This is a genomic window from Roseisalinus antarcticus (assembly GCF_900172355.1).
GTDB classification, from domain to species: Bacteria; Pseudomonadota; Alphaproteobacteria; order Rhodobacterales; family Rhodobacteraceae; genus Oceanicola; species Oceanicola antarcticus_A.
Map to the genome: position 1 here is coordinate 1 of NZ_FWFZ01000044.1, position 22,218 is coordinate 22,218.

The 22,218-nt window shown below is 69.3% G+C and carries 18 protein-coding genes; 7 read left to right on the forward strand and 11 right to left on the reverse strand.

What is annotated here, in order from left to right:
* Positions 1 to 282: 282 nt before the first annotated feature.
* A complete protein-coding gene (locus ROA7023_RS20790) occupies positions 283 to 954 on the reverse strand; it encodes a GntR family transcriptional regulator (RefSeq protein ID WP_159458623.1) in 672 nt (223 codons plus the stop codon).
* A 222-nt stretch (positions 955 to 1,176) separates the two neighbouring features.
* On the opposite strand from ROA7023_RS20790, the gene ROA7023_RS20795 reads away from it, so the two are divergent.
* On the forward strand, positions 1,177 to 1,425 hold the full coding sequence (locus ROA7023_RS20795) for a hypothetical protein (protein WP_143535691.1): 249 nt from the start codon (positions 1,177 to 1,179) through the stop codon (positions 1,423 to 1,425).
* 31 nt (positions 1,426 to 1,456) lie between these two features.
* Here the strand turns inward: ROA7023_RS20795 and ROA7023_RS20800 are convergent, their stop codons facing one another.
* Positions 1,457 to 1,852 (reverse strand): tetratricopeptide repeat protein, encoded by a 396-nt coding sequence (locus tag ROA7023_RS20800; RefSeq protein WP_234992377.1) that lies wholly within the window; start codon positions 1,850 to 1,852, stop codon positions 1,457 to 1,459.
* A 101-nt stretch (positions 1,853 to 1,953) separates the two neighbouring features.
* Here ROA7023_RS20800 and ROA7023_RS20805 point away from each other — a divergent pair, with 101 nt between their 5' ends.
* The gene (locus tag ROA7023_RS20805; protein WP_085880920.1) at positions 1,954 to 3,258 is read left to right on the forward strand and encodes a cytochrome-c peroxidase; all 1,305 of its coding nucleotides are present in this window, start codon (positions 1,954 to 1,956) and stop codon (positions 3,256 to 3,258) included.
* 61 nt (positions 3,259 to 3,319) lie between these two features.
* Here ROA7023_RS20805 and ROA7023_RS20810 read toward each other — a convergent pair whose 3' ends face one another.
* The 7 genes from ROA7023_RS20810 to xylF all read right to left on the reverse strand — a co-directional run bounded on the left by ROA7023_RS20810 (position 3,320) and on the right by xylF (position 10,791).
* On the reverse strand, positions 3,320 to 4,522 hold the full coding sequence (locus tag ROA7023_RS20810; RefSeq protein ID WP_085880921.1) for a glycerate kinase type-2 family protein: 1,203 nt from the start codon (positions 4,520 to 4,522) through the stop codon (positions 3,320 to 3,322).
* A gap of 51 nt (positions 4,523 to 4,573) precedes the next feature.
* On the reverse strand, positions 4,574 to 5,878 hold the full coding sequence (xylA, locus tag ROA7023_RS20815) for a xylose isomerase (RefSeq protein WP_085880922.1): 1,305 nt from the start codon (positions 5,876 to 5,878) through the stop codon (positions 4,574 to 4,576).
* Positions 5,879 to 5,882: 4 nt separating this feature from the next.
* Positions 5,883 to 7,316: a xylulokinase gene (gene xylB / locus ROA7023_RS20820; RefSeq protein WP_085880923.1), complete on the reverse strand. Its 1,434-nt coding sequence runs from the start codon at positions 7,314 to 7,316 to the stop codon at positions 5,883 to 5,885.
* A gap of 22 nt (positions 7,317 to 7,338) precedes the next feature.
* Positions 7,339 to 7,557, reverse strand: a complete 219-nt coding sequence (locus tag ROA7023_RS20825) for a hypothetical protein (RefSeq protein WP_085880924.1) — start codon at positions 7,555 to 7,557, stop codon at positions 7,339 to 7,341.
* A 7-nt stretch (positions 7,558 to 7,564) separates the two neighbouring features.
* Entirely contained in the window at positions 7,565 to 8,317 is a 753-nt protein-coding gene (locus ROA7023_RS20830; protein ID WP_085880925.1) for an ATP-binding cassette domain-containing protein, read from the reverse strand.
* 1 nt (position 8,318) lies between these two features.
* Entirely contained in the window at positions 8,319 to 9,608 is a 1,290-nt protein-coding gene (locus ROA7023_RS20835) for a sugar ABC transporter permease (protein WP_085880926.1), read from the reverse strand.
* Between the two features lie 151 nt (positions 9,609 to 9,759).
* Complete coding sequence (gene xylF, locus ROA7023_RS20840) at positions 9,760 to 10,791, reverse strand: D-xylose ABC transporter substrate-binding protein (protein WP_085880927.1); 1,032 nt, start codon at positions 10,789 to 10,791, stop codon at positions 9,760 to 9,762.
* Between the two features lie 193 nt (positions 10,792 to 10,984).
* Here xylF and ROA7023_RS20845 point away from each other — a divergent pair, with 193 nt between their 5' ends.
* Positions 10,985 to 12,250: an ROK family protein gene (locus tag ROA7023_RS20845; protein WP_085880928.1), complete on the forward strand. Its 1,266-nt coding sequence runs from the start codon at positions 10,985 to 10,987 to the stop codon at positions 12,248 to 12,250.
* 77 nt (positions 12,251 to 12,327) lie between these two features.
* Positions 12,328 to 13,800: a CRTAC1 family protein gene (locus tag ROA7023_RS20850; protein WP_143535692.1), complete on the forward strand. Its 1,473-nt coding sequence runs from the start codon at positions 12,328 to 12,330 to the stop codon at positions 13,798 to 13,800.
* Positions 13,801 to 13,940: 140 nt separating this feature from the next.
* On the opposite strand, the gene ROA7023_RS20855 is transcribed toward ROA7023_RS20850, so the two are convergent.
* Positions 13,941 to 15,263 (reverse strand): cytochrome-c peroxidase, encoded by a 1,323-nt coding sequence (locus tag ROA7023_RS20855; RefSeq protein ID WP_085880930.1) that lies wholly within the window; start codon positions 15,261 to 15,263, stop codon positions 13,941 to 13,943.
* A 118-nt stretch (positions 15,264 to 15,381) separates the two neighbouring features.
* Between ROA7023_RS20855 and ROA7023_RS20860 the strand changes: the two genes are divergently transcribed.
* The 3 genes from ROA7023_RS20860 to ROA7023_RS20870 all read left to right on the forward strand — a co-directional run bounded on the left by ROA7023_RS20860 (position 15,382) and on the right by ROA7023_RS20870 (position 21,852).
* Positions 15,382 to 16,062, forward strand: a complete 681-nt coding sequence (locus ROA7023_RS20860) for an ImuA family protein (RefSeq protein WP_085880931.1) — start codon at positions 15,382 to 15,384, stop codon at positions 16,060 to 16,062.
* Positions 16,063 to 16,164: 102 nt separating this feature from the next.
* Positions 16,165 to 18,039, forward strand: a complete 1,875-nt coding sequence (locus ROA7023_RS20865) for a Y-family DNA polymerase (protein ID WP_306372510.1) — start codon at positions 16,165 to 16,167, stop codon at positions 18,037 to 18,039.
* 495 nt (positions 18,040 to 18,534) lie between these two features.
* Positions 18,535 to 21,852: an error-prone DNA polymerase gene (locus ROA7023_RS20870; RefSeq protein ID WP_085880932.1), complete on the forward strand. Its 3,318-nt coding sequence runs from the start codon at positions 18,535 to 18,537 to the stop codon at positions 21,850 to 21,852.
* Positions 21,853 to 21,909: 57 nt separating this feature from the next.
* On the opposite strand, the gene ROA7023_RS20875 is transcribed toward ROA7023_RS20870, so the two are convergent.
* Positions 21,910 to 22,065, reverse strand: coding sequence for a zinc-binding dehydrogenase (locus ROA7023_RS20875; RefSeq protein ID WP_370739259.1), 156 nt, complete (start codon positions 22,063 to 22,065; stop codon positions 21,910 to 21,912).
* Positions 22,066 to 22,218: the final 153 nt, after the last annotated feature.

The following is a 22,218-nucleotide window of genomic DNA, read 5'->3' on the forward strand; positions in this document are numbered from 1 at the left end:
CTTGGCAAAAGGCCGGATTTACGAGCGGGAGATCGTCGGCGAATGAACGAGAAAGCGCGCCGCCGAGGCGACGCGCGATCTACAACACCTTTGGTAAGGGGCTTGCTCCTCGCGGGGCGCCCTTTTTTCATGCCCCCAAGGCGGGGCGCACTTTTTTCATGCCCCGAGGCGGGGCGCACTTTGTCCTGTCGCCCCAAGGCGGGGCGCACTTTGTCCTGTCACCCCAAGGCGGGGCACCTCTTGACGTGCTGCCTCCGGCGGGGCGGTATGCACCGCGCGGGATCAGGCCGGCTGCTTTTGGTCGTCGGTCTGGTCCCCGGTCCCAAAAGATCCGGTCTGCGCCAGTACAATGAACGGATACGATTTCGGCCCCTTCAACCCGGCCTCGGCGATCATCCTTATATCCGCGCCGATGGTATCCATCACCGCCGCGTCCGAAACCCCGCCGCACTGCGCGTCTCGGATCAGCCAGCGGATCTGCCGCCAGAGCGCCGCCCGGGTCGCGTTGCGCAAGAGCAGATCGGCCACCGATTGCTCCAGCGTCGCGATCATGCGCGCCATCACCTGCATCACGTCATCGAGCGTGGACAGAGGGCGCATTTCCACCAGCGACCTGACAGAGGCGAAATTGGCCTGCAACATCAGCGGCATCGACTGACCCGCGCAAAGCTGTGCCTCGGCCGTGACCAGCGTCTCCAAGACCGCGCCCTGATAGGCCCGGCGCTCGGGGTCCAGCGTGGTCGACACGGTGCCGATCCCGGGCCTGATCTCGACCATGTCCTCGCGCCGGAGCATCTGGAGGATCTGCCTGATCGGCGTGCGCGAGACCTGGAATTCCGCCGACAGACGCGTCTCGTGCAGTGGCACCGGCTCGGTCGCCCCCTCCAGGCAGATCCGGATCCGCAGCTGATCGGCCGTGCTGCAGTCCAGCCGATTGGCGCTTCTCTCGATCAAGCCGTCGACCCCTCGTTGCAATTGTGCCGCGACGCATTGCGCCCCTGGGCGCTGAACTTGGGCGACGGCAATAAGAATGCAAGACCACGGCCACCCGAACAACGCCACCCGAATAACGCTACTTGAATAACGCTACGCAATGGTTTGCAAAACAGGATAGCCACGTAGGTCGAGGGATGCTAGTAAGGCCACCTGTATACATGGCCCGAGTAGCAAAACCCCATGATAGTTGAAGAGTGTTTCGTCCTTCGTGCCGTGCTCGACAGCAGTCGCAACGGGGTCGAAGCCTATGTGCTGGTCCGTTTTCGCCGCGATGCCCGGTCGTCACGTCAGTCACGGATCCAGCGGATCAGCGCCGCCCGGCAGGAGGCCACGCGCGGGACCAGCCTGCGCGGGGTCCTGATCAACCGGGCGATTGCCGCCTGCATGGCCGAATTCGGTGCGCGGCAATCGTTCCTGCGCCGCGCATGACGCCACCGCGCGGGCCCACTCGGACCGGGGTCTAGCGGAACGGATACATCCAGACCCGGTAATCGTCGACCAGCACCTCCGCCCGCGCCCGCTCCTCCGCGCTCAGCCGCGGGGTGATATGCTCCAGCGAATCGAGCGCGTCCTCGTCGCCCCCGATGGCCGACAGCGCGTACCACAGATAGGCCCGCACCGGATCGGGCGCGGGCAGGCCAAGGCCGGTCTCGTAGTACCAGCCCAGCCCGGATTGCGCCCCGGGATGACCCTTCATCGAGGATCGCAGATACCAGTCGAAGGCCCGCTCCGGGTCGCGCTCGACCCCGAGCCCCAGCGCGTAGAGCACGCCGATCAGCTCTTCGGCATCGGCATTGCCCGACCGGGCGAGCGGGCGGAAGACCTCCATCGCCTCCTCGAACCGACCCGCCTCCATCAAATCGCGCCCGACCTCGACCTGCGCCTCGACGGGGGTTGAGACTGCGGCCCAAACCGGCACAATCAGACAGGCAATCAGGCCAAAGGACCGCTTTCCCGATGCTGAAATCATGGCTTGCCCTCCTCGCCCTCCTGCTGGCCGCTCCGGTCACGGCGCAGAGCCTCGGGCCGGAGGATTTCATCTCGGTCGATCCGGCGCAAGCGCGGCTCGGTCAGCTTCTGTTCTACGACAAGATCCTGTCGGGCAACCGCAACATCTCCTGCGGAACCTGCCACCACCACGACCACGCGGGCGGCGACGGCCTGTCGCTGGGCATCGGCGAGGGCGGCACGGGCTTCGGCCCCGAGCGCACCGCCGGCATCGGCGCGGACCGGATCGGCAAGCGCATTCCCCGCAACGCGCCGGCGCTCTGGAACCTCGGACACCGCTCCGTCGACACGCTGTTCCACGACGGGCGGCTGTCGGTGTCGGACCTCTACGGCAACGGCTTCGACAGCCCGGCCGAGGAATGGCTGCCGGAGGGGCTCGACGGGGTGCTGGCCGCTCAGGCGCTGTTTCCCATGGCCGCGCAGTTCGAGATGGCCGGCAATCCGGGCGAGAACCAGATCGCCATCGCCACCCATGGCCGGATCGACGCGGGCTGGCCGATCCTGGCCAAGCGGGTGCGGACGATCCCCGCCTATGGCGAGATGTTCGTGGCCGCCTTCGACCATATCGAGACCGCCGACCAGGTCACCATCGTCGAGATCGCCAACGCCCTCGGCGCTTTCATCGCCGCCGAATGGCAAAGCTACGACAGCCCCTATGACGCCTGGCTTGCCCAGGGCATGGCCCTTGCTCCTGCGGCCGAGAATGGCCGGGAGCTCTTCTTCGGCACGGCGCGCTGCGCGACGTGCCATGCCGGGCCGCTCTTCACCGATCAGGACTTCCATGCCCTGGGCCTGCCCGCCTTCGGCCCCGGCCGCACCCGCGCTTTCGACCCGATGCCGCGGGATGTCGGTCGCATGGGCGAGACCGACCGGCTGGAGGATGCCTACCGCTTCCGCACGCCCTCGCTGCGCAACGTCGCGCTGACGGCGCCCTATGGCCACAACGGCGCCTACCCGACGCTCGAGGCGATGATCCGTCACCATGCAGACCCCGCCGCGGCCCGCGCCGCCTGGATGCCCGAGGCGGCCGGGCTCCCGGCCGCCCCCTGGCTCGCTGCGGCCGATTTCGCCGTCCGTCATGACCGGTTCGAGATGGCCCGCCAGGCCCGCGCCCTCGACATCCGCCCGCTCGCGCTGAGCGAGGCCGAGATCGCCGACCTTGCCGCCTTCCTCGATGCCCTCACGGGCGAGACGGCGGACCAGCGCCCCCTGGGCCGCCCGGCCACGGTGCCAAGCGGCCTGTCTGTGGACTGAAAACCTTGCTTTGGGACGGCGGGCGGGGCGATGCCGCAGGCGAGCGTCGTCCGGCGTCCCTTCAGGGCCGCCAGATCATCCCCAGATCGGCCACGTTCGTTCCCGTCGCGCCGGTCATCAACAGATCCCCCGCCGCCGCAAGCGCCCGGTAGCTGTCGTTCTCGGCCAGAAGCCCGGCCGGATCCAGGCCCGCCGCCCGGATGCGGCCCAGCGTGCCTGCATCCACCAATCCGCCCGCCGCATCGGTCGGCCCGTCACGCCCGTCGGTGCCGCCGCACAGACACAGCCAGCCTTCGGGCCAGCCGCGCTCTTCGGCCAGCAGGGCGATCCGCAGCGCCATCTCCTGGTTGCGGCCACCCCGACCCTGCCCACGCAGGACCACCGTCGTCTCGCCGCCCCAGAGCGTCAGCCCCGGCGCCGCAGCCCCCGCAACCCGCGTGGCGGCCAGCCCCACATCCCCTGTGACCGGCTCCAGCGTCGCGGCCTCCGGCGCGGCCTCGGACATGGCGGCGACACTCCGCGCGTTCGACCCGACGATCCGGTTCCGCGCCTCCGGCAGGGCCACCCGAGGATCCGCGGACGATAGATGCCGGCGCACAGCCGCGGGCACGCCGTCCCAGGCGCCCAGCCGCTCCAGCATCGCCCGGGCCTCGGCCCGCGTGCCCAGGGGCGGCACCGTCAGGCCCGAGCCTATGGCCGACAGATCGTCCCCGATCACGTCCGACAGGATCAGCGCCTCGACCGCCGCCGGGGCCGCCCGGGTCACCAGCCCCCCGCCCTTCAGCCGAGAGAGCTGCTGGCGCACCAGGTTCATCTCGCCGATCTCCGCCCCGGACGCCAGAAGCGCCTCTGTCACAGCGATCTTGTCATCCAGCGACAGCCCCTCGGCCGGCGCCGCAACAAGTGCGGAGGCCCCGCCCGACATCAGCACCAGCAGGCGGTCGCCCGCGCCCAGCGCCCCGGCGCGGGCCCAGATTTCGGCCCCGGCGGCGGCACTTCCGGCCCCCGGCACCGGGTGATCGCCAATCATCACGACGGCCCCCGGCAGCGGCGCATCGGCACCCGCCACCGTGGCGACCAGTGTTTCGACAGGCCCGTAGCGGGCGAGCGCGGCCTCGGCCATCCGCCGGGCCGCCTTGCCCACGGCAAGCACCAGGGTCGGCGCCGCCTCCGGCAGGGCGCTAGAGACGGCCCCGAAGGGATCCGCCGCGGCCACGCCGATCTCGAAAAGGCGCTTCAGCCCCGCCCGTTTGCGAACGTCCATGCTCCCTCCGCCGGGCTGATCCTTGACCCGCGCCGCGGCGCCGGGCCCCTGTCAGACATAGCGGTTCACGAGGTTCTCGAGCCGCTCCTGCCGGCCGGAACGCGGCTCGGGCTCGATCCCTTCCGCCTCGACCCGCGCGGCCGCGGCCTCCAAGTCGCCCGCCAGCATCGCCTGGGCCGTATCGCTCTGCCAGCCGGCATAGCGGGCCTCGCGCGCCGCCTCCAGCTTGCCGTCCTCGAGCATCTTCGCCGCGGCCTTGAGACCCGCCGCGCAGGCATCCATCCCGCCCACATGGGCGAGGACAAGATCCTCGGGATCGAGCGACTGGCGCCGCAGCTTGGCGTCGAAATTCGTGCCGCCGGTGGTGAAGCCGCCGGCCCGCAGGACCTCGTAATAGGCCAGCGCCATTTCGGGAACGTTGTTGGGGAACTGGTCGGTGTCCCAGCCCGACTGGTAATCGTTGCGGTTCATGTCGATCGACCCGAAGATCCCCAGCTCGCGGGCGAGCGCCAGCTCGTGCTCGAAGGAATGGCCAGCAAGGATCGCATGGCCCTGCTCCACATTGACCTTGACCACGTTCTCGAGCCCGAAATCCTTGAGGAACCCGTAGACCGTCGCGACGTCGTAATCGTATTGGTGCTTGGTCGGTTCCTGGGGTTTGGGCTCGATCAGGATGCCCCCTTTGAAGCCGATCTTGTCGGCATATTCGACCACCATCTGCAGGAACCGCCCCGCCTGCTGGCGCTCGCGGCCCATGTCGGTGTTCAGAAGCGTCTCGTATCCCTCTCGCCCGCCCCACAGCACATAGTTCTGACCGCCCAGCTTGTGGGTCGCATCGAGGCAGGCCTTCACCGTCGCCGCCGAATAGGCAAAGACATCCGGATCGGGGTTGGTCGCCGCCCCGGACATGAACCGCCGGTTGGAAAAGAGGTTCGCCGTCCCCCAGAGCAGGTTGACGCCGGTGGCCTCCATCTTCTCGCCGAAATAATCGACGATCTCTTCCAGGCGCTTGCGGCTTTCGGCGAAATTCGCCCCCTCGGGCCGCACATCCGCGTCATGCCAGCAGAAATAGGGCACGCCGAGGATCTGGAACATCTCGAAGGCCACATCCGCCTTCAGTTTCGCCCGGCCCATGTCGTCCTGCGGATACCACGGACGCTGAAAGGTCGGCCCGCCGAAAGGATCGCCCCCCTCCCACGCGAAGGAATGCCAATAGGCTGCCGCGAAGCGCAGGTGATCCTTCAGCGCCTTGCCCATGACAATCTCATCCGGATCGTAGTGGCGGAAGGCGAAGTCGTTGTCGCTGTCCGGGCCCTCGTACTTGATGGCATCCATACCTGCGAAAAAGTCAGTCATGTCTTCATAGTCCTCTGATTGCGGCATAAGCGGCGCGATAACGTGCGAGCCCCTCGGCGCAGGCGTCGGCAAGCGCGGGGTCGGGATCGTGGCTGTGGGCGATGGCGGGTTGGGTGGCGATCTCGGCCCCCTCGCCGGTCGCAGCCATCCGGCCGAGCCGAGCGGCGCCCAGGGCCGCGCCGAATTCGCCGGCCTCGGGCACGTCCAGCGGGAAGCCCAGCACGCTCGACAGCAGGTCGAGCCAGTAGCCGGAGCGCGACCCGCCCCCCAGCGCCAGTGCCCTGTTGATGCGCGTGCCGGTCGCGGCCAGCGCGTCACGGCTGTCGGCAAAGGCGAAGGCCACGCCTTCGAGCACGGCGCGGGCGGCCTCGGTCGCGTCGGTGGCATGGTCGAGGTTCAGGAACTGGCCGCGGATGGCGGCGTCGTTGTGGGGCGTCCGCTCGCCGCCCAGGTAGGGCAGGAACAGCACCCGCGAAGGCGCACGCAAGGGGCCGAGGCCCGAGGTCAGCTCGGCGGCGCTGCGCCCGGTCAGGCGCGACAGCCATTCCAGCGCGTCGGCCGCGGCCAGGATCACCCCCATCTGGTGCCAGGTCCCCGGCACCGCGTGGCAGAAGGTGTGCACCGCCGTCGCCGGATCGGGCCGGTAGCCGTCATTGGCCGCGAACAGCACGCCCGACGTGCCGAGGCTCAGGAACGCCTCGCCATCGCGCACGACGCCCGCGCCGATGGCGGCGGCGGCATTGTCCCCCGCCCCGCCCGCGACCCAGACGTCCGGCAGGTCGAGCTCCACCGCCAGCTTGTCGCGCAGGCCGGCCGTGGGCGCACTGCCCTCGACCAGCTTCGGCATGTTTTCGCGGCTCAGCCCGCAGGCAGCCAGCAGATCGTCGGACCAGTCGCGCCGGCCGGTGTCCAACCAGGCCGTGCCCGCCGCATCCGACATCTCGGAATAGAGCGCACCGGTCAGGGCATAGCGCAGGTAGTCCTTGGGCAACAGGATATGCGCGGTGCGGGCAAAGATCTCGGGCTCGTGCCGTCGAACCCATTCGACCTTGGGCGCGGTGAAGCCGGGAAAGACGATGTTGCCGGTGATCTCGCGGAACCGGGGATCGCTGTCCATCTCCGCGGCTTCGGCCGCGGCACGGGTGTCGTTCCACAGCATGCAGGGCCGCAGGACCGCGCCGCTCTCGTCGAGCAGGGTCGCGCCGTGCATGTGGCCCGAAAGTCCGATGGCGCGCAGCTCGCGCAGGTCGTTGTCTGCCCGCAGCGCCCGCAGCGCGTCTTGCGCGGCCGACACCCAGGCGGCGGGGTCCTGTTCGACCCAGCCCGCCGCCGGGCGCGAGACGTCGAAGCCGACGGTATGCTCGGCAAGCACCCGCTCCGCGTCATCGACGAGCAGCGCCTTCAGCGAAGAGGTGCCCAGATCCAGACCGATATACATGCTTTTGTCCCTTTGCCGTCGGTCACTTGACCAGTTTCGCGGCCAACCAGATCGCGAAGCCCAGGATCACGATCCAGAGCACCACCCGCAGCAACACGATGAGCGTCGCCGCCGACGCGTCGCTATGGGCCGAGAACGTCCTCACAAGCGGGATCATCGCCCAGGTCGACAGGTAATTCCCAACGACGGCGACACCCAGCACCACCGCCCAGGCCGCGATCCATCTTGACCCTTTGCCCATGACCGCCTCAGGCTGCGAGATGTTCTGGTTTCTTGCCCAGGATGATCATCGCCAGCAGATCGTCCTCGCTCACCTCGTCCACCTTCACGACGCCCACGAGCTGCCCGTTCTTCATCACCGCCGCCCGGTCGCAGAGGTTCTTCACCTGGTGCACGTCGTGGTCGATCAGGAAGATCCCCAGGCCCTGGCGCTTCAGCTCCTGGATCAGCTCGGCCACCATCCGCGTCTCTTGCGGGCCCAGCGCCGCCGTGGGCTCGTCCATGATCAGGATCTTGGCGTTGAAATAGACCGCCCGCGCGATGGCCACCGATTGCCGCTGGCCGCCGGACAGAGCCGACACGGGGGCCGAGAACTTCTTGAAGTTGGGGTTGAGCCTGCTCATGATCTTGCGGGTCTCGGCCTCCATCGTGGCATCGCTGACCATGCCGAAGGGCGAGACGATCTCGCGCCCCAGAAAGAGGTTCGCCGTCGCATCGAGATTGTCGGCCAGCGCAAGCGTCTGGTAGATCGTCTCGATGTTGTAGCGGCGGGCGTCGCGCGGATTGTTGATCGTGGCGGTCTTGCCGTTGATCTTTATCTCGCCGGAATCCATCTGGTAGGCGCCCGACAGGCATTTGATCAGCGTGGATTTGCCCGCGCCGTTGTGGCCGAGCAGACCCACGACCTCGCCGGGATAGAGGTCGACCGTCACATGGTCGACCGCCTGGATCCCCCCGAAAGAAATGGAGATGTCGTTCAATTCAACAAGAGGCGTGCTCATATCAAGCTCCAGTCTTGCGGCGGTAGAGGATGTCGACATAGACGGCGAGGATCAGGACAGAGCCCACGACGATGTTCTGGTAGGGGGCGTCGACCCCGACCATAGCCATCCCCGATTGCAGCGACTGCATGATCAGCGCCCCCAGGATGGCCCCGTATATGGTGCCGATCCCGCCCGACAGCGCGGTGCCGCCGATGACCGCGGCCGCGATGACGCGCAACTCGTCCAGGGTGCCGATGTCGTTGGAATGGAAGGTCAGGCGCGCCGAGGCGACGACCGCCGACAGGGCGCAGAGAAAGCCCATCAGTGCGAAGATCTTCACCGTCAGCAGCCGGGTGTTGATGCCCGACAGCTCTGCCGCGTCGGGGTTGCCGCCGGTGGCGAAGATGTAGCGGCCGAACCGCGTGCGCTGCGCCACCACCGTCATCACGATGGCCACAGCGATGAGCAGCAGGACCGAGATCGGCAGGCCGTAGGCCTCGCGGTAGCCCTCGGGCATCTCCTGCCCGGCGGCCTGGAATTCCCGTGCTAGCACGCGCTCGGGCAAGTCGTAGGAATTCAGCACCCAGACGAAGCCCATGATGCCGACGACCACGACGATGGCAACGACCGCCTCGGCCCAGACCGGCTTGACCGAGAATTCATGGGTGATCTTCGTGCGCCGGGCGCTGAAGAGCCCGACCAGCGCGATGACCGTGGCGACCGCGCCGATGATCCAGGACCATTGCGCACCGAGCGTGCCCGAAATGCCGCCGAAGGCCTGGAAGGTCTCGTCAAGCGGGCCGATGGTCTGGCCGGTGGTCAGGTACCAGGCCACGTTGCGCCAGACCAGCAGGCCGCCCAGCGTCACGATGAAGGCCGGAATGGTCAGATACCCCACGAGCCAGCCGTTGAAGGCGCCGATCAGGGTGCCCACGACCAGCCCGCCGACGATGGCGAGCCAGGGCAGGGCAGCGCTGCCCAGCGGCATCGCCTCGCCCACCAGCCAGCTGGTCTGCAGCATCGCCATGACCGCCGAACAGGTGGCCAGCAGCGATCCGACACTCAGGTCGATGTGGCGCGTGACGATCACGAAAACCATGCCCGTGGCCATGATCGCGACCGACACGGTCTGGATCGTCAGGTTGAAGATGTTGCGCGGAGTCAGAAACCGACCCTCAGTCAGCACGTTGAAAACAAGGGCCACCACGATGAATGCCCCGATCATGCCCAACAGGCGGGTATCGATCTCGAGGGATTGAAGCGCGTTGCGCCTCTGCGTGGGGGCTTTGGCGTCAGTCGCATCTGCCATGGACGGATCTCCGCTGGGTGTTTTGGGCAAGGCGTCTGCGCCTGGGGTGCAGACCCTTGGGGGCGGGGTGCCGGACATGCAGGCGAAGCTGCGCCCGGCCACGCGGAAAAGGATGGCGGGCCCCCCGTCCGGAGGGCCCGCCGGGGTCAGATCAGTTGCACGGAGCCGGGCCGTTGGTCACGCCCTGGCAGAGCGATTCCTGTGTGATCCAGCCGGCGTCGACCACCAGCGTCAGGTTGTCGGCGGTGACCGGCTGCGGCGCGAGGAACATGGCCGTCATCTCGGTGCCACCGGGCGAGGTCCAGGTCTCGGCGCCCTCGATGTCGCTCATCGCGGTGCCTTCGGCGAGCGCCACGGCGATCTCGCCGGCGTTGCGGCCCAGATCACGCGCGTCTTTCCAGACAGAGACGGTCTGGGTGCCCAGTGCCACGCGGTTGAGCGCGGCATGGTCGCCGTCCTGGCCCGATACCGGGATCCCGTCCATGCCCTGGGCGGTCAGCGCCGCCACCACGCCGCCGGCGGTGCCGTCGTTCGACGCGACGACCGCATCGACGTCGTTGTCGGTGGCGGTCAGGATCTGCTCCATGTTCCGCTGGGCGTTCGCCGGCAGCCAGCCGTCGGTATAGGCTTCACCGACGATGGTGATGGCGCCGCTGTCGATCGCGTCCTGCAGCACTTCCTGCTGGCCGCCGCGGAGGAAATCCGCGTTGGGGTCGGTGGGCGAGCCCTTGATCATGACGTAGTTGCCCTCGGGCGCGGCTTCCAGAACGGCCCGCGCCTGCATCCGGCCGACTTCCACGTTGTCGAAGGTCAGATAGAAGGTGCGCGGATCCTCGATCAGGCGGTCATAGGCCACGACCGGGATGCCCTCGTTGGCGGCTGCATCGACCGCCGGGCCGATGGCCTGGCTGTCCTGCGCGAGGATGATCAGCGCGTCGACGCCCTGGGCGATCAGCGATTCAACGTCCGAAATCTGCTTGGAGGACGAGGATTGCGCGTCCGCCGACAGATAGCTGACACCGGCTTCCTCGAGGGCTGCCACGATGGCGGCCTCGTCGGTTTTCCAGCGCTCTTCCTGGAAGTTCGACCAGCTGACGCCGACGGTCATTGCGTGGCTTTCGGCCAGCGCAGCCGAGCTGAAGCCAACCGTCGCGACGACGGCGGCGATGATTGCGTTTCGCATTGCATTTCCTCCCATGCATGTCTGCCCCGCGTTGGAGGCGGCGAGTCGTTGGACTCTGCAACCGGCACCATGGCAAACTTTTTTCACATGTCAAAATAAAATTGACAGGTGGACCGCCAAAGAGCCAGTCTTGCGGGCAGTCTGCGAAGATTATCGACGCTGCAGCGCAGAAAAACTTCAGGGGTTGAACTTAATGTGCCCGTCCGGAACGGAGCTTGCACCGCAGCCCTCAGCCCCGCCAGAGGGCGCCGGCCCCCTGCTGCCCGGCGCCGGCGGGGCCAGCCGGCCGCTCCGCGAACAGGTGTTCGAACATGTCCGCGCGACCGGCCACGCCAACCGGACCGACATCACCCGGGCGCTCCGGATCAGCCCCGGCTCGGCCACCGCGCTCACGGCCGGGCTGATCGCCGACGGCTTCCTGCGCGAGGTCGAGGGCCTGCCTCGGGATGCGGGGCGGGGCCGCCCGCCCGTGGCCCTCGAAGTGGTGCCCGACGCGGCCCATGTGGCCGGCATCCGGATCGGTGACGATCGGCTCTCGGCGGTGCTCACGGACATCTCCGGCCGGACGCTTGCGGAACTGCACCGGCCGCTGGCGCCGCGCCGCCGGCCCCTCGCCCAGCTGATCGACGACCTCGACGCCCTGCTTACGGATCTTCTGCACAAAGAGGGCATGGCGTTGGGCGCCCTGTCGGAGGTCGGCCTGGGCCTCTCGGGCATCGTCGACAACACCAGTGGCACGGTCGCATGGTCCCCCGGCCTCGAGGGCCGCGACCTGCCGCTGCGCGACGCGCTCGCGTCCCGCCTCGGCCTGTCGGTGCAGGTGGACAATGACGCCAACGTCCTGACCCTCGCCGAACTCTGGTTCGGCGCCGGGCGCGAGAACAGCGATTTCGCCGTGGTCACGATAGAGGAAGGTGTCGGCATGGGGCTCGTGCTCGGCTCGCGCCTGTTCCGCGGCAGCCAGGGCATGGGGCTGGAGCTGGGCCATACCAAGGTCCATCTCGACGGCGCCCTGTGCCGCTGCGGCCGGCGCGGCTGCCTGGAGGCCTATATCGCCCATTACGCGCTGGCCCGCGAAGCGGCCACCGCCCTCGACCGCCACGCCCGCAACCTGCAAAGCGCCGAGGCCATGCTGGAATCGCTCTACGCCCAGGCCAAGTCCGGCAACAACGCCGCCGCCTCGATCTTCCGCCGCGCCGGGCGCTACCTGGCCCTTGGGCTGTCGAACATCGTCCAGCTCTTCGATCCCGCGCTGATCATCCTGTCCGGAGACCGCATGCGCTACGACTACCTCTACGCCGAAGACGTCCTGGCCGAGATGGCGGCCATGTCCCTGTCCGAGGGCCGCGCCCCGCCACGGGTCGAGATCCACGGCTGGGACGATACCGTCTGGGCCCGCGGCGCGGCGGCGCTGGCGCTCTCCGCCGCGACCCCCCGCATCCTCGGCGCCCCGGCATGATCGGCGCCCCCGAAGGCCGGGCGGGCGGGTGCCGTTGCCACAGGCAACGCAGTCGCCTGGCCGGTCTGCTCGCGGCGATGGCGACGCTTTCGGCCACCATGGCCGGCGCGGGTCCCGGCTTCGAGGACCGCAGCGCCGACCTCCCCCGTCACAGCTACACCGGCGGCTGGGAACATTTCGTCGGCGGCGGCCTTGCCGTGCTCGACTGCAACGGCGACGCGCACCCCGACATCTTCGCGGCCGGCGGCAGCTCCCCGGCGCAGCTTCTCGTCAATCTGGGCGATCTCACCTTCACCGCCGCTCCGCTGGAAGAGATAACCGCCGTCACCGGCGCCTACCCGCTCGACCTCGACGCCGACGGCACCCTCGACCTCTACGTCATGCGCGCCGGCCCGGACATGGCCCTGAAGGGCGCGGGCGATTGCACCTTCACCGACGCCACCGAGGCGCTCGGCCTGCCGACCTCCGACGCCTGGACCACCGCCTTCACCGCCTGGTGGGCCGAGGGCGATCCCCGCCCGACCCTCGCCGTCGGCCATTACGTTGACCGCAATGATCCCGACGGCCCGTTCGAGGCCTGCGATGCCAACGCGATCCTGCACCCTGCCCCGGACGGCTGGACATCCACGCCGCTCACGCCGGGCTTCTGCCCGCTGTCCATGCTCGCCGCCCGGGATGCCCGCGGTCGCCAGACCTTGCGGATCTCCAACGACCGGCACTATTACGTGCGCGGCGGATCGGAACAGATGTGGGACATCGCCGAGGCCCGCTTCCTGACCGAGGCCGACGGCTGGGACGGCCCCATGCTCTGGGGCATGGGCATCGCCTCGCGCGACCTCACCGGCGACGGCCGCGACGAGGTCATGCTCACCTCGATGGGCGACCAGGTCCTGCAGATCGCCCGGCCCGACGGCAGCTACGCCCCGGCGCCCTTCAGCATCGGCACCTACGCCCAGCGCCCCCATACCGGAGAGGACGGCCGCCCCTCCACCGGCTGGCACGCCCAGTTCGGCGACATCCAGAACGACGGCCGCCCGGATCTCTTCATCGCCAAGGGCAATGTCGACCAGATGCCGGGGCTGGCGATGGAAGATCCCAACAACCTGCTGATCCAGCAGGCCGATGGCACCTTCATCGAGGCCGCGGCCGAGGCCGGCATCGCCACCACCGCCCGCAGCCGCGGCGCGGCCCTGGCCGATTTCGACGGCGACGGCCGGCTCGACCTGGTGGTGAACAACCGCCGCGCCCCGATGGAGGCCTACCGCAACACCACCCCCGGCACCGGCTACTGGCTCGCCATCGCCCTTGCGCAGCCGGGCCCCAACGCCTTCGCCATCGGCGCGACCGTCACCGTCACCACCGCGTCGGGCCGCCAGGTTCAGCAGAACACCGTCGGCGGCGGCCACGCGGGCGGCCAGGCCCTGCCCCTGCATTTCGGCCTCGGCGCGGCCACGGTGGCCGAGGTCACCGTGACCTGGCCCGACGGCACGACAACCACCACCCGGACGGACAGCCTCGACAAGACCCTGAGCCTTCGGCCCGCGCGATAGCCCGGCGAGTCGCGGCGGGCGCCCGGGCGACGACAGGCCGATCTGCGGCCTGCGCCCCGTCGGATTGCGAGCGTCCCAAGTCACGGACGCCGCTCATCCGCCGGACTGTCACTGCGCCGGACTGTCACTGCGCCGGACTGTCACTGCGCCGGATTGGGCACGTCCAGCCCGCTGGGCACAGCCTCCGGCACCCCCATCCGCCCGGTCACGGCAACGGGATCGGTCAGGCTTTCGAGGAAAGCGACCAGCGCCGCGATCTCGTCCGCATCCAGCGCCACGGGCGGCGCCTCGACAGCCGCGGCGATCGCGGTCCGCGCCTCGGGATCGTCCATGATCCGCCAGTCATCATGCCCGGGCAGATCCGGCAGCACGGCCTGGCGCCTGTCATAGGCCTCCAGCCCCGTGCGCGGATCGGCATGGTGCCGCAGATAGGCGGCAAGGTCGGAAAATGCACCGGCGTGGCCATAGGGCGCCGTCAGCGCCACGTTGCGCAGTGACGGCGTGCGAAAGGCATAGGTATCCTCCACATGGCCGGTCACCCGCATCCGCCCGTCATCGCGGGCATGGGTTTCGAACCGCGCCACCTTGCCGGGGCCGAGCTGGACCGCGCCCATGGCGTGAAACCCGTGATCGGTCTGGAACGTGCCGCCATGGCACCCGGCGCAGCCGGCCGGCCCGTAGAACAGCGCCATCCCCTCCAGCGCGGCCGCGTCCAGCTGGCCCTCGCCGCGCAGGTAGGCATCGAAAGGCGATGTGTCCGACCGCCACTCATGGGCCACGAAGGCCGCGATCACGTCCGAGATGTCGGTGAACGCGATCTCCTCTGGTGCGAGGCCCCGGACCTCCCGGAAGCCTGCCGCGTAGTCCGGCACCGCCGCCACCCGGCGCGAGATCAGGTCCCAGGCCCCGCCCGGGCCGGTGATGATCCCGGTGCGGACGGCCTTCGCGACCTCGTTCTCGGTGTAATGCCCCGCCATCTCGTCCGGGCTCAGCACCGGGAACATGGTCTGCGCCGACAGGACAGAGGCGAACCCGGACTCCATCTCCGCGCCCATCGGCGTCCGGAGCCCCGTGGGCCGCGACGGGTCGGCCTCGATCCGACCGTCGTGGAACAGCACGGTGAACTCCCGCGCCCCGAGGTTGAACAGCCCCGTGGCATTGCGCGGGATCCGTTCCTCGGGCGGGTTGTCGGGGTCGACCACCCGCGCGGGCTCCAGCCCCCTGCCGCCGTCGCCGATCCCCAGGGACAGCCCGTCCGAGGTGCCGTGGGCGGGATGGTGGCAGGTCGCGCAGGCCACCTCGCGGTTGCCCGACAGGATCGGGTCGTAGAACAGCAACCGTCCCAGCGCAGCCTCGTCGCGGCGCACCGGGGCGTAATCGGCCTCCGTGATCGGCGCGGGCAGCCCCTCGGCCAGGGCCCCGCCGCCGGTCCAGAGGGCCAGCACCAGCATCCATCTTCGCATGAGATCCCTCCTCTCGCAGGCAAGGTCTTCCGAGCGGCCCGCGGGCGCAACAGGGATTTGACGAATCTGTAGCCCGACAATAGAACATAAGAAGAACATACATACGAAGGGAGACCAGGTGACGTGCGCCCCAGCCTCGCTCAGAACCTCCACCGACCTCTTGCGCGACCGTGCCGGTGCCGTCTCGCCCGCGGCCACGCTGTCAGAGGTCTTCTCGACCACCGTGATCGACGGGGCCGCGACCGGCTTCGCGCTCGCGCATCTGTCGCCTGGACGGGGGCCGGTGCTCTGGGTGCAGGACAGGCTGTCGCGCAGGGAATGCGGCATCCCGTATATGGCCGGCCTGCCCGCGGGGATGGACGTGCTGCGCGTGGATGTCTCGCGGCCGGTGGATGTGCTCTGGGCGGTGGAACAGGGGCTGGGCTGCCCCTCCCTGGGCGGTGTCATCGCCGAGATCTGGGGCGATCCACCGGTCCTCGACTTCACCGCCACCAAGCGGCTTGCCTTGCGGGCAGAGGCCCATGCTGTGCCCTGCTGGCTTCTGCGCCGGGCGGCCGAACCGGCGCTGAGCGGTGCGCGCGAGCGCTGGCGCGTGTCCTCCCTGCCCTCCGCCAACGCCCCCTGCGACGCGCGTGCGCCGGGCAGGCCTCACTGGCGGGTGGAACTCTTCCGCTCGCGTTTCCGGGCGCCGGCGACATGGGTCGCGCAATATGACCACGCCCGCCATCACATGTCGCTCGACCACCCGATCGCCCTGCGCGGCGAGCCCGATGGCACGGCGCTTTCCGCCACGGGATAGGCCCGTCCGGCGGACGTCCCCCGCCGCCCGGCCGTCCCGGATCGCCTTCGCCGGACAGGATCCGGGGCCGCCCGACCGTCCCCACGATGGGGATCCGGACTGATGGGGCACGAGGACAAGCTGCCGGCCCTCCCCGCCCCCCGGCCCGGCCCCGGATCGACACCGCCCTCCGCAAACCCCGACGACCTCGCCCGGGCGATGCATGCGCTCGCCCGGGCCATGGCCGAAGAAGACAGCCGGGCCGAACAGCCCCCGGTCCCCTCCGAAGAGGACAGTTTAACACCCGACAGTTTCACCCCCGTCGGTGCGCCCCGCTGGCGCAGCGGGCGCGACGGCGCCCGCCCGTCCCCCCCCGAGGCCGGGCGGGCGGGTGCCATTGCCAACGGCAATGCAGTCGCCCGTCCGGTCGATCATGCTCCACGCGACACGACGACGGGGCGCGATCCCCTCGCCCGCCGGATCACCAGCCTGCATCTGCCCCAGTTCTCCATCGAACGCTGGATGCGCAGCCTCGACCGGCGCGGCGAGATCCTGCCGGACGACCTGCCCGCCGCCCTCGCCATCGAGGGGCCGCACGGCCCGGTGATCCACGCCGCCACACGGGCGGCCGGCCTCGCCGGCGTCCACAAGGGCGCCCGGGTGGTCGACATGCGCGCCCTCTGCCCGGACCTGCGGATCGAGTATGCCGACATCGCGGGCGACCGCATGGCGCTGCAACGGCTGATGCTCTGGACCCGCCGCTGGTGCCCCTGGACCGCACTCGACGGCGACGCCGGCCTGGTGATGGACACCACCGGCTCCGACCATCTCTGGGGCGGCGAGGCGGCCATGCTCCGCGACATCGAGGAAAAGCTCTCCCATCTCGGTCTCTCCGCCGACCTGGCCACCGCCCCGACCCATGGCGCGGCCTGGGCCCTGGCCCGCTTCGGAGGCGTCCGCGACTGCTGCCCGCCGGAACGCCTGGCCGCCCGCATGGCCCCGCTTGCGGCCCGGGCCCTCCGGCTCGATGCCGACACAGTGCTTCTGCTCCAGCGCCTCGGGCTCAATACCGTGGGGGATCTGGCCGCCGTGCCCCGCTTGTCCCTCGCCCGCCGCTTTGCCAACGCCGCGGCCGCGCAGAACCCGCTGCACCGGCTCGACCAGATGATGGGCCGTACCCCCGAACCCGTCGACTCCCCGGACGACCCGCCTCGCTTTGCCGTCGAGGCCCGCCTCCCCGAACCGATCGAGGACCCGACCCCGCATCTGCCCGCCCTCGCCCGCACACTCTGCGCGGGCCTCGAGGCGCATGGCTTCGGCGCCCGCCGCATCGCCCTCACGATCTACCGCACCGATGGCGAGATCGCGCGTCTCGACGTCGCCACCGCCCGCCCCACCCGGGACTGGCAGCACATGGCCAGGCTCTTCGACGGCAAGCTCGACCGGATCGACCCGGGCTACGGCTTCGACCTCGTGACCCTCGACGCGACGGTGGTCGAGGACATGGCCCAGGTGCAAACCCGCCTCGACGGCGGGGCCGACGACGGAGCCGAGATCGCGAAGCTCGCCGACCGGCTCAGTGCGCGTTTCGGCGGGCAGGCCATCCGCCATCCCGTCGTCCGAGAAAGCCACCTGCCCGAGCGGCGCGAGGATTGGCACCCGGTCACGGGACCGCGCGCACATGTGCTCGCGCCCGCCCCCCAACCGCGCCCGTTCCGCCTGCTGGAGCACCCCGAGGAAATCCGCGTGCTCTATGCCGTTCCCGAAGGCCCGCCCGCCCAGTTCGTCTGGCGCAAGCAGACCCACCGCGTGGTGCGCTTCGCCGGCCCTGAACGCATCGCCCCCGAATGGTGGCGCGACCGCCCCGGCACGCGGCTGCGCGACTATTATCATATCGAGGACCACGCCAGCCGCCGCTTCTGGCTCTACCGTGATGGCGTCCTGGGCGACAGGCGCGGTGACGGCCCAGACTGGTTCGTGCACGGGATTCATGGATGAACCGGAATTGCGCCTTCGGCGCCGCCTGCGGCGGGCGGGGGCGGCGGGGCTGCGCCCCGCCGCCTGGCCCTCAAACACCCGGCATCGCTCTTGCGGCAACCGGCCAGGGGGCGCTGCCCCCTCCTGTGAAAGCAATGCTTTCACAGTTCACCCCCGGGATATTTTCAACCAGAAGAAGCAATCGTTTGTTAACCATATCACCCCATTCTGGATCCGCGGTACAGGCGGGGACGCCGATGACCGCACCAGGAGAAGGCGCCCCGAACCTTGTGATGCAGTCGGGGCGCCGGACCTCCCCCTCTCTTCTTCTGGTGTCAAATATCCTGGGGGTGAGTCGCCCTCCGGGCGACGGGGGGGCTAGCCCCCCCGGGGGGCACCGAACCGTCCCGGCCGCATCTCTCCACGTCGAAGCCCCCCACCGCCCGGCGCTCTCCGCAGGAGAGGCCGGGAAAACACGGCGCACGCGGCACGCGTGCCCCGCCAAGAGCGTGGCTGATGCCCGAGAATGACCACCAGCACCTGCGCCGGACCCTGCCCGAAGACGGCGTCTTCACCCCGAACCCGCGGGCGGAGTTCGTGGAGCTTGGCCTCGCCTCGTGCTTTTCCTTCCTGCGCGGCGCCTCCGATGCCGTCGACATCGCGCTCGAGGCCTGGCAGCAGGGCCATGACACCATCGGCATCGCCGATCTGAACACCTTCGCCGGGGTCGTCCGCCTCCATGCCGAGGCACGCACCGCCCGCCTGCGCCCTGTCATCGGCACCCGCCTGGCGCTGACCAGCGGCGAGGTCTTCCTTGCCTACCCGCGCGACCGCGAGGCCTACGGGCGCCTGTCGCGGCTGCTCTCCAAGGGCAAGATGCGCGACCCCGACGGCAACTGGCAGCGCAAGGGGGTCTGCGACCTGACGCTGGGCGACCTGGCCGCGCACAGCGAAGGCGTCTGCCTCATCGTCCTGCCGCCCGACGATCTGGACGCCTTCGCCCGCGACCTGCCGCGCCTCGTCCGCCGCCTGCCCGCCCTCGGCCACATCGCGGCGAGCTACCTCTACCGCGGCGACGACCGGGCGCGGATCAACCGCCTCGACAGCATGGCCGCGGCCCACGGCCTGCAGATCCTGGCCACCAACGACGTGCTCTATCACACCGCCTCCCGCCGCCCGCTGCAGGACGTGATGACCTGCATCCGCGAGCATTGCACCCTCGCCGACGCCGGCTACCGCCTGGAAAAGAACGCCGAGCGCCACCTCAAGTCGCCCGCCCAGATGGCGCGGCTGTTCAACGAATGGCCCCATGCCATCGCGGCCACCCGGGCCGTGGCCGATGCCTGCACCTTCTCGCTGACCGAACTGGCCTATGAATACCCGCGCGAGGTCATCCCCACCCACATGTCACCCCAGCGCTACCTGGAACAGCTCACATGGGAGGGCGCGGCCGGCCGCTATCCGGACGGCATCCCGCCGGCCACCCGCGCCGTGCTGATCAAGGAACTGGCGATGATCGAAAAGCTCGACATCGCCCGCTATTTCCTGACCATCCACGACATCATCCGCTTCGCCCGCGAGGGCGTCGAGACACCCATCCTCTGCCAGGGCCGCGGGTCCGCTGCCAATTCCGCCGTCTGCTATGTCCTCGGCATCACCGCCGTCGACCCCGCCCAGCACCAGCTTCTGTTCGAGCGCTTCATCTCGGAGGAGCGCAAGGAGCCGCCGGACATCGACGTCGATTTCGAGCATGAGCGGCGCGAGGAGGTGATCCAGCACATCTACCAGAAATACGGCCGCGATCGGGCCGGGCTCTGCGCCACCGTGATCCACTACCGCCCGCGCTCCGCGATCCGCGAGGTGGGCAAGGTCATGGGCCTCAGCGAGGATGTCACGGGCGCGCTCGCCAAGACGATCTGGGGCAGCTGGGGCAAGGAGGTCAGCGGGGAACATGCCGGCGAGGCCGGGCTCGACATGACCGATCCCCTGTTGCGCCGGACGATCATCCTCGCCCAGCAGCTGATCGGCATGCCCCGGCACCTCAGCCAGCATGTCGGCGGCTTCATCCTGACCGAGCGCCCGCTGACCGAGACCGTGCCCATCGGCAACGGCGCCATGGCCGACCGCACCTTCATCGAGTGGGACAAGGACGATATCGACGCGCTGGGGATCCTGAAGGTCGATATCCTGGCGCTGGGGATGCTGACCTGCATCCGCAAGGCGTTCGACCTGATCGGCGCCCATTACGGCCAGCACTACGACCTTGCGACCGTGCCCAGGGAAGACAGCCGGGTCTATGACATGCTCTGCCAGGGCGACAGCGTCGGCGTCTTCCAGGTGGAGAGCCGGGCCCAGATGAACATGCTGCCGCGCCTGCGCCCGCGCGAGTTCTACGACCTGGTGATCGAGGTCGCCATCGTCCGGCCCGGCCCGATCCAGGGCGACATGGTGCATCCCTACCTGCGCCGGCGTTCCGGCGAGGAGGCAGTGGAGTATCCCGCCCCCGCCCCGCCGCACGACCCGCAGGAGCTCAAGAACATCCTCGGCCGCACCCTGGGCGTGCCGATCTTCCAGGAGCAGGCGATGAAGATCGCCATCGACGCGGCGCGCTTTTCACCCGCCGAGGCGAACGAGCTGCGCAAGGCCATGGCCACCTTCCGCTCCAAGGGCACGATCGGTGCGCTGGAGGACAAGATGGTCGGCCGGATGGTGGTGCGCGGCTATGACCCGGACTTCGCCCGGCGCTGTTTCGACCAGATCAAGGGCTTCGGCGAATACGGCTTTCCCGAGAGCCACGCGGCGAGCTTTGCCCAGCTGGTCTATGTCTCGAGCTGGCTGAAATGCCATTTTCCGGATGTGTTCTGCGCCGCCCTGCTGAATTCCCAGCCCATGGGCTTCTATGCCCCCGCCCAGATCGTGCGGGACGCAAAGGACCACGGGGTGACGGTGCGGGCGCCCGACGTGAACTATTCCGAATGGGACAATACGCTGGAGCCCACGCCCGAAGGCTTCTTCGCGGTCCGCCTCGGGCTGCGCCAGATCACCGGCATGCGCGAGGATATGGCCGCACGGCTCGTGGCCGGGCGGGAGGCGCCGTTCCGCGACCTGCAATCGCTGCAGGAGCGTGGCGGGCTGACCGCGCCGGTGATCCGCCGGCTGGCCGAGGCCGACGCCATGCGCTCGATGTTCCTCGATCGGCGGCAGGCGCTGTGGGAGGCCAAGGCCCTGCGCGACGCGCCCGACCTGCCGCTGTTCCGGGGGCTGCGCGACGAGGGGGCGGAACGCCAGGTGCCGCTGCCCGCGATGCCGGTCTGCGAACAGGTGGTGGCCGATTACCAGACCCTGCGGCTGTCGCTGAAGGCGCATCCGATGGCCTTCCTGCGCAAATCCCTGCGCAGGCAGGGCTATGCGCAGACCTCGGACCTGGAGCACACGCGGCCGTGGCAGAAGCTGAAGCTGGCCGGGCTGGTGCTGATCCGCCAGCGGCCGGGGTCGGCCAAGGGCGTGTGCTTCATCACGCTGGAGGACGAGGGCGGCGTGGCCAACCTGGTGGTCTGGCCAAAGGTCATGGCGCAGTATCGCAAGGTGGTGATGCAGGCGCGGCTGCTGGTGATCCACGGCTATGTGCAGCGGGACGTGGAGATCATCCATGTCGTGGCCCAGCACCTGGAGGATCGGTCAGACGCGTTGCTGCGGCTGGCGCCCGACGGGCTGGCCCCGCCCATGGCCCATGCCGACGAGGTCAACCGTCCCGTCCAGGGCCGCCTGCCCGCGCCGGCCCGCGGCCACCCCCGCAACGCCCGCATCATTCCAAAGAGCCGCGATTTCCACTGAGCGCCCCAGAATATTCGCGAATATTCTGGCCCCGCCCGGTTGCAGCGTGCCACGCCGCTACATCCGCACCACGACCTTGCCAACCGCCTGCCGTGTCGCCAGAAGATCCAGCGCCGCCTCCGCCTCGGCAAGCGGAAGGACATGGCTCACATGGGGGGACAGGCGTCCTTCGGCGTACCAGCCCATCAGCACCTCCATGCTCGCCGCCAGCACCTCGGGGGCGAATTGAAGGTAGCCGCGTCGCCCGTGAATTCCTCGATTATGCGGCTACGCGGCGATCAGCTGTTGCGCTGTACGGCGTCGTCGGATTGCCGACGTTGTAGAGACGGCAGAGGATCCAGACGAAAAGCAACCTGATCCAGGCTG